This window comes from Xanthomonas sp. NCPPB 3570, assembly GCF_056725115.1.
In genome coordinates this window covers 2369221-2382809 of the sequence record NZ_CM161513.1, presented here as the reverse complement: position 1 = coordinate 2382809, position 13589 = coordinate 2369221, and the positions used below count along the sequence as shown (strand labels likewise).

Annotated in this window: 14 protein-coding genes; 4 read left to right on the top strand and 10 right to left on the bottom strand. The window is 68.2% G+C overall.

The window, feature by feature from the left end:
* Positions 1–14: 14 nt before the first annotated feature.
* Positions 15–1232 (bottom strand): FAD-dependent oxidoreductase, encoded by a 1218-nt coding sequence (locus AC1PLR_RS10505; RefSeq protein ID WP_481103480.1) that lies wholly within the window; start codon positions 1230–1232, stop codon positions 15–17.
* Between the two features lie 104 nt (positions 1233–1336).
* Between AC1PLR_RS10505 and AC1PLR_RS10500 the strand changes: the two genes are divergently transcribed.
* The gene (locus AC1PLR_RS10500; protein ID WP_481103479.1) at positions 1337–2326 is read left to right on the top strand and encodes a LysR family transcriptional regulator; all 990 of its coding nucleotides are present in this window, start codon (positions 1337–1339) and stop codon (positions 2324–2326) included.
* 78 nt (positions 2327–2404) lie between these two features.
* Here the strand turns inward: AC1PLR_RS10500 and AC1PLR_RS10495 are convergent, their stop codons facing one another.
* From AC1PLR_RS10495 to AC1PLR_RS10470, 6 genes are all read right to left on the bottom strand, one after another.
* Entirely contained in the window at positions 2405–3211 is an 807-nt protein-coding gene (locus tag AC1PLR_RS10495; RefSeq protein ID WP_481103478.1) for a hypothetical protein, read from the bottom strand.
* Between the two features lie 10 nt (positions 3212–3221).
* A complete protein-coding gene (locus AC1PLR_RS10490; protein ID WP_481103477.1) occupies positions 3222–3719 on the bottom strand; it encodes a DUF3299 domain-containing protein in 498 nt (165 codons plus the stop codon).
* A 139-nt stretch (positions 3720–3858) separates the two neighbouring features.
* The gene (locus tag AC1PLR_RS10485) at positions 3859–4455 is read right to left on the bottom strand and encodes a DUF3299 domain-containing protein (RefSeq protein WP_481103476.1); all 597 of its coding nucleotides are present in this window, start codon (positions 4453–4455) and stop codon (positions 3859–3861) included.
* 2 nt (positions 4456–4457) lie between these two features.
* A complete protein-coding gene (locus tag AC1PLR_RS10480) occupies positions 4458–5711 on the bottom strand; it encodes an ABC transporter permease (RefSeq protein WP_481103573.1) in 1254 nt (417 codons plus the stop codon).
* A 2-nt stretch (positions 5712–5713) separates the two neighbouring features.
* The gene (locus AC1PLR_RS10475; RefSeq protein ID WP_481103475.1) at positions 5714–6427 is read right to left on the bottom strand and encodes an ATP-binding cassette domain-containing protein; all 714 of its coding nucleotides are present in this window, start codon (positions 6425–6427) and stop codon (positions 5714–5716) included.
* A complete protein-coding gene (locus AC1PLR_RS10470) occupies positions 6424–6960 on the bottom strand; it encodes a ZrgA family zinc uptake protein (protein WP_481103474.1) in 537 nt (178 codons plus the stop codon). The genes AC1PLR_RS10475 and AC1PLR_RS10470 overlap by 4 nt, the downstream gene beginning before the upstream one ends.
* A gap of 162 nt (positions 6961–7122) precedes the next feature.
* Between AC1PLR_RS10470 and AC1PLR_RS10465 the strand changes: the two genes are divergently transcribed.
* The 3 genes from AC1PLR_RS10465 to AC1PLR_RS10455 all read left to right on the top strand — a co-directional run bounded on the left by AC1PLR_RS10465 (position 7123) and on the right by AC1PLR_RS10455 (position 9539).
* Positions 7123–7353, top strand: a complete 231-nt coding sequence (locus AC1PLR_RS10465; protein WP_481103473.1) for a hypothetical protein — start codon at positions 7123–7125, stop codon at positions 7351–7353.
* A gap of 351 nt (positions 7354–7704) precedes the next feature.
* Positions 7705–8985, top strand: a complete 1281-nt coding sequence (locus AC1PLR_RS10460) for a phospholipase D-like domain-containing protein (protein ID WP_481103472.1) — start codon at positions 7705–7707, stop codon at positions 8983–8985.
* A 272-nt stretch (positions 8986–9257) separates the two neighbouring features.
* Positions 9258–9539 carry a hypothetical protein gene (locus tag AC1PLR_RS10455; protein WP_209029302.1) on the top strand — a complete coding sequence of 94 codons (282 nt, stop codon included), beginning with the start codon at positions 9258–9260 and terminating at the stop codon, positions 9537–9539.
* Between the two features lie 195 nt (positions 9540–9734).
* Here AC1PLR_RS10455 and AC1PLR_RS10450 read toward each other — a convergent pair whose 3' ends face one another.
* The 3 genes from AC1PLR_RS10450 to AC1PLR_RS10440 all read right to left on the bottom strand — a co-directional run bounded on the left by AC1PLR_RS10450 (position 9735) and on the right by AC1PLR_RS10440 (position 13459).
* Entirely contained in the window at positions 9735–10433 is a 699-nt protein-coding gene (locus AC1PLR_RS10450; protein WP_481103572.1) for a TraX family protein, read from the bottom strand.
* A gap of 191 nt (positions 10434–10624) precedes the next feature.
* Positions 10625–12346 carry an ATP-binding cassette domain-containing protein gene (locus AC1PLR_RS10445; protein ID WP_481103471.1) on the bottom strand — a complete coding sequence of 574 codons (1722 nt, stop codon included), beginning with the start codon at positions 12344–12346 and terminating at the stop codon, positions 10625–10627.
* Between the two features lie 51 nt (positions 12347–12397).
* Positions 12398–13459, bottom strand: coding sequence for a phosphoenolpyruvate carboxykinase (ATP) (locus AC1PLR_RS10440; RefSeq protein WP_481103470.1), 1062 nt, complete (start codon positions 13457–13459; stop codon positions 12398–12400).
* Positions 13460–13589 lie beyond the last annotated feature (130 nt).

The following is a 13589-nucleotide window of genomic DNA, read 5'->3' as shown; positions in this document are numbered from 1 at the left end:
ATCAGGATTGGCTGTCAGAGGCGATACAGACTGCCAACACCGTTCGCCGGCGTCCTGTCAATGCAGTCCGCCATCGGCAATCCCTGCGACCATCCCGCCGCCATGGCTTGGGCATCGCGCAACGGATCGGACGCCTTGGCGCGCTCGTTGCGAAGACGGCAGGTTTCGGGGTCTTGGGCGAACAGGCCGCGCGCGAACAGCCTGCCCTGCTCTGCCAGCTTGGTGGTCTTGGGTCCGCGGATTGCGGCAAAGCGTGGCAATGCTTGATCCAGCGCGCCGTCTGCGTCTTCGAGGCACCGCGCCAGATGCCAGGCGTCTTCCAACGCCTGACAGGCGCCCTGACCCGAGGTCGGCAGTGGCGCGTGCGCCGCATCGCCGACGAGCAGCACATTCGCTCGGCTCCATGTATGCAAGGGCTCGACGTCATGCACGGCGATCAGTTGAATGGATTGGGCCGGCGTGGCTTCGATGAGGCGGGCGACAGGCTCGGGCCATCCTGCAAACAGATCCATCACCTCCTTGCGCATCTCCGCTGCGGGCGTCGCCTCGGGCAATGGCCGCGCCTGCGCGGCGGCCCAGTACACCAGATCCGTCCGAATCGGCACGCAACCGAAACGGTCGCCAGACCCCCAGTAATCGTGAATCGCCATGTCGCTCAGCAACGGGCCATTGCCCTGTGCAACGCCGATCCAGTTTACGAACCCCTGGTAGATGGGCGTGTTGTCCCCTGCGACGAACTTGCGCGCCACCGAGCCCATGCGGCCATCCGCGCCAATGAGCAGATCCGGACAGATGCTCTTCCCGTTCTCGAACCGCGCTACGGCCTCGCCGCCGGCATCCAGGTCGATCGCGATGGCTCGATGCCCGAACTCCACCTGGATACCAGCGCGTGCCACGTGGTCCAGCAGTACTGCCTGCAAGTCGCGGCGCAGGATCGTGTGGGTCGGGTAGCCCATGAGTCGGTCCAGCAGCGTGATGTCCAGGCCTCCCAGCGCGTTACCCGCTGCGTCTTTGCGGTGTACCGACAGTGGCCGACCGCCCACCGCCCCGACATCCTCCAACAACCCGAGTTCCTGCAGCACAAAGCCCGCGTTGGGCCAAAGCGTCACGCCAGCGCCCATGGTGGCCGGCCCGTTCCGACGTTCATAGACGCACACGGTGTGCCCCTGCTTGTGCAACGCGAGGGCCACGCTCAAGCCTGCGATGCCGCCACCCAGTATTCCGATCTCCATGCCGATGCATCCCGATTCAATTGGTCCAGGCGTGCCGTTGCAGGGCAGCCGTTGGACGGGAGTGCATCTTGGTCTCCACCAATTGCGCAAACTAGCATGCAAAAATGGCGTGGTTTCATACCCCATCTGGGATAATGGTGCGCACAGACCTCGACCTCAATGCAGTCCGCGTCTATGTGGCCGTCGTCGACGCGCAGAGCTTTTCCGGGGCTGGGCGCCTGCTGGCGTTGCCGTCGTCCAACGTCAGCCGTCACGTCGCGGCGCTGGAGCGCAGGCTGGGCGTGCGCTTGCTGGAACGCAGCACGCGCCATCTGCGCATGACGGAAGCCGGAAAGTTGGTGTACGCGCGCGCCAAGCCGGTCCTCGACGCCTTGCTGGCCACGGAGGAGGAGCTTGGCGTAGTCCAGCGCGAATTGAAGGGGCCCCTCAGGATGTGCATGCCCAACGAAGCGCCCAGGTTGCTCGCGCCGATCCTCGCCGAATTCTGCAGTCTCCATCCGGGCATCGAACTGGAATGCGACACGCGCCTGACCGGCCTGGAGGTGTTGCGCGAGGACATGGACCTCTCCCTCGTCTTCCACCGCGGGCGTCAGGACGACAGCGCGTTCATCACCCGCGAACTGGCGACCTTGCCCAGCATCGTGGTCGCCTCCCCCGCGCTACTGGCCCAGACCGGAATGCCGCGCCATGTACGCGAACTCAAGTCCCTGCCGTGCATCACCACCGTGAGCGCCCTGAAGGGGCAGCCCTGGCAATTTCTCGATCCTGCGGGCGAGATCGTGAAGGTGCCCGTGCGCAGCCGCTATCGCGTCAACAGCGGGGAACTCGCGGTGGCCGGCGCGCGCCAGGGTCTCGGCTTTGCGATCGTTGCGGCCTACCCGTGCCAGGAAGATCTTGCCGCAGGCAGGTTGCAGGAAGTGCTGCTGGATCTATGCCCTGCCCCGCTGCAATTGCTTGGCGCCTACAGTCACCGTCATTCGGTCACTGCGCGGGTTCGGGCGTTGCTGGAGTTCATCCAGTTGCGGTTGCAAGGGTTTGGTGGGCGATCCCAGGTGACCGCCAAATCAACAACGCGGCGTGGGAGACACGCCTAGTCACGGCTGCGCGAGCTGCTGTCTGGCCAGTTCCTGCTGTTCGCAGCCGTTGGCTTCGCAGTACAAACGCAACCATGCTCAGCGACAGGACTCCGGCAACTTCTCCAGCAACCCCGCCACCACCGGCGTCAGCCGGTTTGCGACTTCCGGCGAAATCGCCTCACCCGCCCCCTGCCCGCCTGCGCTGCGGGCCTGCTCGCAGGCCTTGACGATCCGCGGGCGCATGCCGGACCAGAGCGCCCTGCACTGCCAGCCGTCCCGGCCAAGCGGCAGGACCGCGTAGGCGATCGACTGGCATTCCTGTGCGGCACGGGCGCCCAGTGGTTGGCCGGCATACTCGTGCGGCACGGTGTCCAGCGTTGGTTGGTAGTAGCTGTCGGGGAATGCAGCCGCGTAGCGTTCCGGATCCAGTTGCAGCGGCAGGCCGGTCGCCGTCAGGTAGAGCGCGCGGCCGCACGGTGCCGCAGCGGCGATGCGCTGGATCGCCTGGTAGATCGGATGGTCCAGGTCGGGTTCGCGTGCGGTCACCTCGGACGTCGCGGCCAGCACCGGCAGGCGTGCGCGGTTGGCCATCTTCGCCAATTCGCCAGAATGGGCCGGTGCGCAGCGTTCGCGGACGCTGGCGGCGATCAGGAATGTGGCGTCGCGCGCGAATGCCGGATCGCTGTGCAGCAGGGTGGCGATGCGCTTGTCGGCTGTATCTTCGGACAAGGGCGCGACATGAAATGCGGGCACGGTTGGCGGGTGGGTCGCCGTGGTCGCAGCAGCACGCGGCGTCGGTGCAACGTGCCCGTGCGTGCGCAATGCCAACAGCACGCCGCCGGCAACGACGAGCTCACAGGCGGCGATCGCGATCGCCAAACGCATCGGCGACTTCAGGTGCATCGAACTGCCCTCAGCCCTGCACCGGGGTGAGCGTGGCGTCCTCCGCCTCGTAGGTGGCATTGGCGATGTCGGCCTTGAAGTCGGCCAGATGCAGCCGCCCCTGCAGGTGGAACGGGTCCCATAGCTCCGGCACGTCGATCGGGGTGCGCAGCACCACGTGCAGGATCTGGTTCGGTGGCGGTGGTGGCACGTGGATGCAGGCGCCATAGAACGGCACGAACAGCAGTTCGCTGACCTTGCCCTGGTCGTCGCTTTCCAGCGGCACCACGTAGCCGTCTAAAGCAAAGCGTTTGCCTTCCAGGCCCTTCACCACTTGCGACGAGCCGAACTGGGCGGCGCGCTGGGTGCCGGAATGGTCGATCGGCATGCCGTTGACCACGGACGGGCCATCGTCGACGGGCGCCGGCTGGTCCATCACCGCGGCGTCACCCCGCCAGGCCGCGTTGATCCGCGGCGGTGGTCGCTGGTAGATGTCGTTGGCTGGTGCCAGTTGCTCCCAACGTTCCACTGTGTCCGGGACGGCGTCGGCTGCTGCGGTCGTGTGCTTTGTTGCCGGTGATGGTGTCGGTGTGGCGTCCGGCTGCTTCCCGCCATCACCGTGGCAGCCCGCCAGCAGGCACAGCACTCCAGCCAGCAGGAGATGGCGATCAGCCTTTTTCATAGGGATGCAGGTGGGCCTGCTCCATCGTGTAGGCGGTGCCAGCGAGTTCGCCGTGCAGGGTTTCCGCGCGCAGTTGGCCGCTCAGGTAGAACGGGCTGTACATGTCGGGCGGGTCGATCGGGGTGTCCAGGCGCACATGCACGATCTGGTTCGGCGGCGGTGGCGGCACGTGGATGCAGGCGCCGTAGTACGGCACGAACAGGAACTCGCGCACGTGGCCGGCGTCGTCGCTGTCCAGCGGCACCACGTAGCCCGGCAGGCGCACCTTGCGCGCCAGCACGGCGGCCACGGTGTTGTAGGTGCCGGTCTGCGGCATCGCGCGCTTGCCGGTGTGGTTGACCGGCGCTTCGTCGCTGTTTTCCAGGGCCTTCAGCTCGGCCGGCGGCAGCATCGCGCTCCAGTCCAGTTCGCGATAGCCGTCGGCATCCGGCTCGCCCAGCGGTGGGTTGATCGCCGCATCGTTGGCTGGTGCTGGCTGCGCCGCCGCTGTTTCCTGCGCTTTTTTCGGAGCGGCGGGTTGTTGCTGCCGGCCGCAACCGCACAACACTGCGAGCGCCAGCAAGGGAAACATCCAGCGCGTCATGCTCACAGCTCCGGTGACAGGCCATCGGCCAGGGTGCGGCGATAGGCCAGCAGCGCCGGCACGATGCCGGCAAGCACGCCAGCCAGCAGCACGCAGCCGAGCCAGCCCCATTCCGCCGCGCTGGGTGCGATGCGGTTGATCGCCAGGCCGAAATGATCGAGCACCCAGCCGCGCGCCAGCCAGCTGGCCGCCGTTACCACCGACAACGCCAGCGCGCATGACACCACGGTGACCAGGCCGGCCTCGAACAGCAGCAACCAGGCGACGTCGCGTGGCCGTGCGCCGACCGCGCGCAGGATCGCCATCTCGCGCCGGCGCTCCTGCAGCGTGGCCACCAACAGCGCGACCATCGACACCAGGCCGAGCAGCACCACCAGCGAGGCGATCATGCGCAAGGCGCCTTCGGCGGTGCCCAGTGTGCCCCAAAGCTGCTGCAGGGTGACGCCCGGCATGATCGCCAGCATCGCTTCCTCCGGGTACTCGTTGATCCGGCGCTGCACCGAGAAGGTGGCGATGCGGGTCTTCAGGCCGAGCATGAAGGCGGTGATGGCGTCCGGGGTCAGGTCCATCGCCCGCGCTTGCGCGGCGCTGACGTGCTGGCCCGGCAGGCGCACGCCGGAGTGCCAGTCGATATGGATCGCCTCGATCGCCTGCAGCGAGACCAGTACGCTGGAGTCCACCGGCGTGCCGGTACGGCGCAGGATGCCGACGATCCGGAACGGCTTGTCGGCATGGGTGGCCAGGCTGATCCGGCCGGTGCCATGGGTCAGCACGATCTCGTCGCCGAGGTGGCGGCCGAGCGCGGCGGCGACGTCGGCGCCGATCACCGCATCGTAGAGGTCGTCGAACGCCCTGCCCTGCGCGAACGCCAGCGGATGCTTGGCGCCATAGTGGTAGTGTTCGAAGAAGCCGGTGCTGGTGCCGACCACGCGGTAGCCGCGATAGGAATCGCCAAGCGACAGCGGCACCGCCCACTTCACTTCGGGCATCGCGCTCATGTCCTGGTAACTCTTCCACGAGACGTTGTTGGTGGCGTCGCCGATGTGGAACACCGAATACAGCAGCAGGTTCACCGGGCCCGAGCGCGCGCCGACGATCAGGTCGGTGCCCGACACGGTGCTGGCGAAGCCTTCGTGCGCCTGGGTGCGGATGCGCTCCACACCCAGCAGCAGGGTTACGCTCAAGGTGATCACCAGTACGGTCAAGGCCACGCCCAGGCGCCGGCTGCGCAGGCTGGCTAGCGCCAGCTTCAACAGCGTCATCGCGCACCTCCTTCGCTGGCGCGGTTGAGCATGGCCAGGTCCGCCTGGGCGTCGAACAGCGGTGCGATCGACGGATCATGGCTGACCACGATCGAACTGGTGCCGCCCTGGCGGCACTCGGCGAACAGCAATTGCAGGAAGGCCTGCGCCGCGACCGGGTCGAGCGCGGAGGTGGGTTCGTCGGCGAGCAGCAAGGGCGGCCGCGCGATCAACGCACGCGCCGCGGCCACGCGTTGCTGCTGGCCGACGCTGAGGCGCGCGGCCGGGCGCGACCATAGCGCCGCCACGTCCAGGCCCAGCGCGACCATCAGCCGCTCGATCTCGGTGTCCAGCGCCTGCGTGCCCGCCGCCAGTCGGCCGCGGCGCGCGGAGAACTGCAGGCCGAGCGCGATGTTGTCGCGGGTGTTCAGGAACGGCAGCAGATTGAACTGCTGGAACACCACGCCGCAGTGGTCAGCACGGAAGCGGTCGCGCGCGGCCTTGCGCAAGGCCGCCAGGTCCTGCCCGGCCACGCGCACGCGGCCGGCCGTGGGCTGCAGCACGCCGGCGATCAACGCCAGCAAGGTGCTCTTGCCCGATCCGCTGGCGCCGCGCAGCAGCAACTGCTGCCCGCGCGGGAGCGCGAACGCCGCGATGTCCAGGACCGGCGCAATGGCGCCGGGATAGCCGAAGCAGACCTCGCTCAGTTCGACCACATGCGGTTGGCTCATTGCGGCAGCGTCACCCGGGCCTGCCCGGCCACCACCTCGGTGCGGCTCTGGCCGGCGGCGGTGGCGACGTCGACCACCGCCGTGTGCAGCCCGGGGAAACGCTGCGGCAGTAATACCTGCAGGTGATCGAGCCGCGCCGGCCGCGCGCAGTCGAAGATGTAGTGAGCGTGGAATTCGGCATGGCTGTGGCCGGGTTCGTCCGGATCGGCCATCGCCACGTCGTAGCCCTCGGTGGTGACCTGCGCACTGCGCAGCGAACACGCCGCCGCGACCGGAAACTGCAACCAGCCGGCAGCGCGCAAGGTGGTGATCGCAGCCTGCAGCCGCTGACGCTCGCCGGCGTCGCGTGCGGGATGTTCGAAATCGAGGATGCCGATGCCGGGCGCACTGAGTTGCACGTCCACGGCGGTGCCGTCGACGGCGACCTCCAGGTTGGCCTGGCCGTGCACGTGTGGGCCGTGGTGGCGAACCGCTGCGGCGGCCGGCGAACTGGCGGAGAGACACAACAGGATCAGGGGAATGCCAGGTCGCATATGCAGCGCATCGGTTGAGTTACACTATAACATTAGTGAATAATCGAACGTGGGCGCAAGTCTGTTGCTGCCGTCAGTCAGCCGCGGTTCGCATCCGGCCATCGCCGCCTCGCTTCGGAGGCCGGGCCTGCGATGCACGGCGCCGAACTTCAAGGAACCTCCATGTCGTCTTCCATCGTTCCCGACAGCTACACCGCCTGGCGCCACTGCATCGAGGTCGACTGCGGCCTGCGCCTGGAGCCTGCCTATATCGCGCAACGCATCGCCGCGCTCAACGACCCCAGCGACCATCACACCCAGCAGTTCGTGCGCTGCTGGGGCGAGCCGCATCGCCAGCAGGTCCTGCAGTGGTTTGCGCAGGCACAGGCCGCATTCGCCGACGGTCGCGCATGAACCCTCTCGCGCGGCAGGACGCAGTCGCTGGTGCCGCTGGACGGCGATGCATTCCTTCTGCGAACGCCGCACGGCCGGACGTGCTGAACGCGGCGCGGCATGACGATGCCCTGATCCCAGTGAGGGCAGTGATTCGTCAAGCGATCGAGGTCGGCGGCGGCCGGCGCACGCATCGGCTGCGCGCTCCACTCTGATGCGCTGACGCCCCTGGACGGGAACGCCAACTTAGCCGGATCCATCTCACTGACACGTGCGTTGCAAAGCAGGCTGCCAAGCTACGACGGCTGCCGGTAGCATGCACGCGCATCGCCGCCGGCATCCACTTCCCACGCTCCCGCAAGGACACCCAACGTGCCTCTCGCTTCCATCGCCAGCGCGCATCCCGCGCGCCGCTTCCTGTCCGCCGCCCTGACCTGCCTGCTGCTGTCGGCAGCCACCGGCGCCGAGGCCCGGCCGCAGCCTTCGCAGTTCCAGATCGTCGAAAGCGTGCCCGAGGCCAGCGTCTACGGCGAGCCTGGGGTGCCGCGCACCCAGCAGACCTGGCTGGCGATGATCAACGGCGCCAGGCAACGCATCGACATCGCCGCGTTCTATATCTCCGAGAAGCCCGGCACAGGACTGACGCCGGTACTGGACGCACTGGCCGCCCGCGCGCGCGCCGGGGTGGCGGTGCACCTGCTGGTCGACCACACCTTCCTGGCCAAGAACCCGGACAGCGTCGCCTGGCTGGGCAAGGTGCCGGGCATCACCGTGCGGGTGCTGCCGGTCGACACGCTGACCGGCGGCGTGCTGCACGCCAAGTACATGATTGTCGACGACGCCAGCGTGTTCGTCGGCAGCCAGAACTGGGATTGGCGGGCGCTGGAGCAGATCCACGAGATCGGCGCGCGCATCGACGACGCGCGCTTCGCCAAGACCTTCGCCGCCAGTTTCGACTACAGCTGGCGCCTGGTCGACGAAGGCAATCTGGCCAAGGCGCAGGCGCGCGGCGTGCAGCCGCCGGACTTCGCGCCGGTCACCGCCACCGATCCGGTCCTGCTGGATGCCCATAGCGACGCGCCGCTGGTCGCCTTCCCCGCGTTCAGCCCGCCGGCGCTGCAGCCGGCCTGGGTCAGCGCCGAGGAGCCGGCGCTGGTCGAGATGATCCGCGCCAGCCAGCATGCGCTGCGCATCCAGGTGATGACGCTCTCGGCGATCCGCAGCTTCGGGCCCAGGGGCTGGTGGGCGCCGGTTGACGGCGCCATCCGCGACGCCGCCGCACGTGGCGTGCAGGTGCACATCATCGTCGCCGACTGGGCGCTGCGCGAACCGATGCAGGCGTACCTGAAGAGCCTGGCTGCGCTGCCCAATATCACGGTGAAGTTCAGCCGCCTGCCGCCGGCGCCGCAGGGCTTCATTCCGTATGCGCGGGTCGAGCATGCCAAGTACGCGGTGGCCGACGACCGCAGCAGCGTCATCGGCACCGGCAACTGGGAATGGAGCTACTTCAACACGGCGGTGGACGCCTCGGTATTCGTCAAGGGCAAGGGCCCGGCCGAGACGTTGAAGCGTATCTTCGACCGCGATTGGAACGGCCCTTACGTGACGACGCTGCAGCCTGGCCAGAGCTACGAGGCACCGCGGACCGAGTAGTCGCTGAGTCGTCCTGCGACGTGTGCATCCATGGGTGGGCCGGCGCGTGTCAAAGCATGCGCTCGGCCGGAAGACACGGCGCCGCGTCAATGCGCTGCGTTGACCTGCCGGATGCTGCTGCGAGGGTCTCGCGCGCCGATCGCTACGAAGTCTTAACCAGCGCTCCCTATCCTAGCCCCGCGCTGGAAGGCGCCCGTTGCGCCATGCATTGCCGCATGCGCCGCGACACACGCCTCCAACTGCGTACGGACACCCACACACAAGGAGACGCCATGAAGAAGCTGCACGCACTCGTGTTCGCAGGAAGCTTGCTGGGCCTCGCTTCGCCTGCCTTCGCCGAGGTCGCCAATCTCACCAACAGCGCCGACGGTGCCAACCGCGACGCCGGCATCGCCGCGGTCAAGAAGAAGTTGCAGGACGCCTGCACCGAACGCAAGGGCAAGCCGGACCCCAACTCGTTCGAGGTGGTGTTCGAGAAGACCAGCCAGAATCCGGACGTGCCGAAGCCGTACTACGTGGATGGAAAGATGAAGTGCGATCTTCCGCAGGGGTGAGTTCGCCCTACGTCGTGCTATGCGTCGTATCGTTTACGTAAGACCAAGGCCCTGCATTGCGGGGCCTTCGTCTTGTGCGTCTGACGAACGTCCAATCGTCCGATGGATGGCTGGGATTGGGTCGGATGATGGCCATTCTTTCGGTGTCATGCCAACGGCGGTAACCGGCAAGTAAGTCCACGGATTTCGCGACTCCTACGACGGCAACACTTTCGTCAGGACCGCCAGCACCACCAAATGTCCCAGATAGTATCCGTAGAACGCCCAGCGCATACGCGGAACCTGGACGTCGCGCGGCGCAAGCGCTACGAGCAACGGAATCGCGAGCAGTGCCCAGCCGTTGCGGTTGTACCAGCACAACAGGCCGAAGCCGGCGGCGACCAGGACCAGACGCAGACTCCGTCCGTTCCACGGCCTCGTAGCACCCGGCACGATCGCCGCGGGTGTTGCACTTCGCGCTTCGATTGAGAAACGGAACAGCCACCACGACGACAGCACCAACGCCAGGCCGAACCACTGGTAATCCACCAGAAACGGTGCGACGACGCTGCACATGCCCAGCAGCACCCACTGCCGCTGCTGGATGCTCCAGATAGCAGCGCTGGCCAGGGCGAAACTCAGCAGGACGTTGAATGGCGCCCAGTAGCCGAAGGCCATACCGTGCGCAGGTTGCGCCAGGATGCCCCAGAGCAGTAGCCGGCGAAACGATTTGAGTGCGTCCACCCCGGGCTGCGCCAGGTTGTAGGCCAGGACGACGGCGAACACCGGGAACGCGGTGCGACCCAGTTCGGACACCACCGGGACATAACCGCCGTAAAACACCTTGGCGACATGGTCGCCGGTCATCAGGACCAGGGCGATCCACTTCAGCAGTTCACGGGCTCCGCTGGTCATCATGTCGATTCGAGGCTCGCTATTGGCGATCGCATTGCACCTTCCGCCCTCACCCACTCCCTTCGCCGGATCGGGCGCAAGGCGAGGCGCTGCGAACCAATCCGCGCACTGTAGCCGGTCGGGCGTGCAGATGGAAAAAAAGCAAGATCCCGCCGCGCCGGTGTAGACCGCACAGGCGGCTCCCGAACGACTCAGGACGCGCGGTCGGCGAGCAGCAGCGGTGTCGCCGTCCCGCGTTGCACCATCACGCATTGGTCGGCGATGGCGGACAGGCCAAGCCGATGCGAAACCGCAACCAGCGCCGTTTGCGGCAGGCGGCGCCGCAACGTGCTCAGAACCTGCTGTTCGGCGACGGCGTCGAGGGCACTGGTGGCTTCGTCGAGCAAGGCCACGCGCGGTCGGCGCAGCAGCACCTGGGCGAGCAACAGCCGCTGCAGTTCGCCGCCGGACAGGCGCGCGCCAGCACCATGCACGGCGGTGTCCAGGCCGGTGCCGCCCTGCAGGCGCGCGGCCAGGCCGACGTCGCGCAGGGCCTCCCACATCGCCGCCTCGCTCGCGGCCGGTGCGGCCCAGGCCAGGCACTGACGTACCGCGTGTTGCCAGGGCCGCACGCCCTGGGCGACATAGGCCAGGGGTTGCAGTTCGGCGCGATAGCTGGCGAAGTCGAGCGCGCGGCCATCGCAGTGGGCCGCGAACTGCGGGGGTGCGACCATGCCGGCCAGTGCGTCCATCAGGCTGCTCTTGCCGACCCCGGACGCGCCGCTGATCAGGGTCAGCGTGCCTGGTGCCAGCACCAGGTCGGTCAAAGCCACCGCGGCCAGCGGCGGCGCCAGACCGATACGTTCGATCTGGATGGGCGATGCCGACGTGGTCACGGTCGCTGCTTGGGGAGGCGCCGCTCCTGTGCTCTGCAAAACCGGCGATGGCGTGCCGAGCGCCACGTAGCGCTGCCACAGTTCCAGCGCCGGCGCGGCCGAGCGCAGTTGCTGCACGCTCTGTCGGGTCGAGACCAGGTACGGCAGCAGCCGCCCCAGCAGCAGGCCGACGGTGATCAGCGCGCCGCGGTCGATGCCATGCCACACCCCGGCCAGCAGCATGATCGCGGCGATGGCGGCCACCGCCGCCAGTTCCAGCACCAAGCGACCGGAGGCCACCAGCGCCTGCTGCCGCGCATAGCTATGCGCCAGCCGGCCGGCGATCGCCTCGTAGGCTTCCTGCTCGCGCGCCTCGCGTGCGAACGAGCGCACGTGGCGCAGGCGCCGCGGGAAGTCCTCGCTGAGCCAGAACAGCCGGGTCATGTCGGCGACGTACTCGCGGCTGACCCGGGCCTGTTCGTGGCCGGCGATGCGGAAGGCGAGCACGCCCAGCGCCAGCAGCGGCGGCAGCGCCAGCACCAGCATCGGCGAGACCAGGAACGCGGCGGCCAGGCTCACCGCCGCGGTGATCGCCGCGACCAGCAACTGCAACAGGGCGCTGAAGCCCTGCACCACGATCTCGACGTTGTAGGTGAGCAGGTTGGCGATTTCCGCCGAACTGGCATCGGCCAGTGCCGGCAGCGGCGCTTGCAGCAGCCGCGCATGCACCTGCCGACGCAGATCCAGTGCATGGCGGCTGGCCAGGTCCGCGGCCAGGCGCGTGCCCCACCAGCGCAGCAGGGCGAAGCCGCTGCTGGCGGCGACGAACAGCAGGGTCTGCGCGAGGAAGCCGGTCGGCAGCGGCAAGGCGTGGCCGGCCAGGGTCAGCACGTGGCCCGGTTGCACCAACGGCACCAGCGCGACCGCGGCGAGCGCGCCGGCGAGCGCGCCGAGCAGCGACAGCAGCACGTACCCGGCGATGCGCAGGCGCTCGCCACGGCCGAGCACGGCGATGAAGGCACGCAACAAATGCGAGGCCGGATCCGGGCGCGCGCTCATCGGCACGCGCCAGCGGTGCGCATCGCCACCTTCGTCGCGCGGCGCGGATCGTCAGGCCAGCAGCGTCTGCAGCGCATCGACCGAGGCCTCCGGATGTGGGCCACGCTGCAGCTCGTACACGCCCAGCCGCTGCAACTGGCGGGCGAACAATGGCCAGTGCGGCTGGCCCGCGGCGTAGGGTTGGTCCGCAGCCAGGCGCGCCGCCACGTCGGCGTCGGGCACTGGCTGCAGCAGCCGCTGCGGATCGGCCGCGATGGTGGCCGAGACGAACACGGCGGCGACCAGCCGCAACGGTGCCTGTGCCAGGCGCCCCTCGCCCTGGCGGATGTCCACCTCGTGCTTGAGCGCACCGCTGCGGCGGCGAATCATCGGCGCCGCGGCGATCCAGGCGCGGGTCTGCGGGTCGAGCAGGCGCAGCAGTTCCGGCCGCAGATGCAGGAAATTGCCGATGCCGGTGGCGAGCAGGGATTGCGGGGCGACGAACAGGGCGTCCTCGGCGAGGAACTCCAGTCCGCGCAGCAGGCTGTGCAGGGCCAGGGTGGATTTGCCGGCGCCGCTGCCGCCGAGCAGCAGCACGCCGCGGCCGTCGCGGCCGACGCAGGCGCCGTGCAGCGGCACCAGCTGCATGCCGCGCGCGGCGAGCACGAACACGGCGAATTCGATCAGTTCGTAACGCACGTGGTAGGCGTGGGCGAGCATGTCCTCGGACACCACCAGCAGCGCCCTGCCCTGCTCGGGCACCAGCACCACGTAGTTATGTGCATCGATCACCCCACTCAGGACGCCGGCGCCGGAATGGGTCTGCACCGGCGGCGGCTCCACCGCCAGTGCGTACGGGGCCTCGCCGCGGTCCACCAGGGTCAGTTCGATACGGAACGCCGCGCTCTCCGGCAGGCGGTGCGCCGGCACCGCGCCGAAGGCGGCCTCCACCAGCGCCAGCAGGGCCGGGCTGTTGCTCTCGAAGTGGAAGCGTCCGCCGAGCAGTTGCTTGCTGAGCGTGTGCGGGCGGCGCAGTTGGGTGTGGAACGGATCGCACGCGCCGTCAACGGCGACGACAGGTGCGGCGTGGTCGCCTGGTTCCACGTCCAGAACACGCGCGGTCGATCGCTGCATCGGAAAAAGATCGCTTGAATGGATGCAGCGTGGGTGCGCCTGCCGTGGCCAAAGGTTGCGCGGGCGAACGCTGGTCTTTCGCGCAACCAAACGGCACAGCCCCGGCACCTACCGCCACGGCCACCTGCGC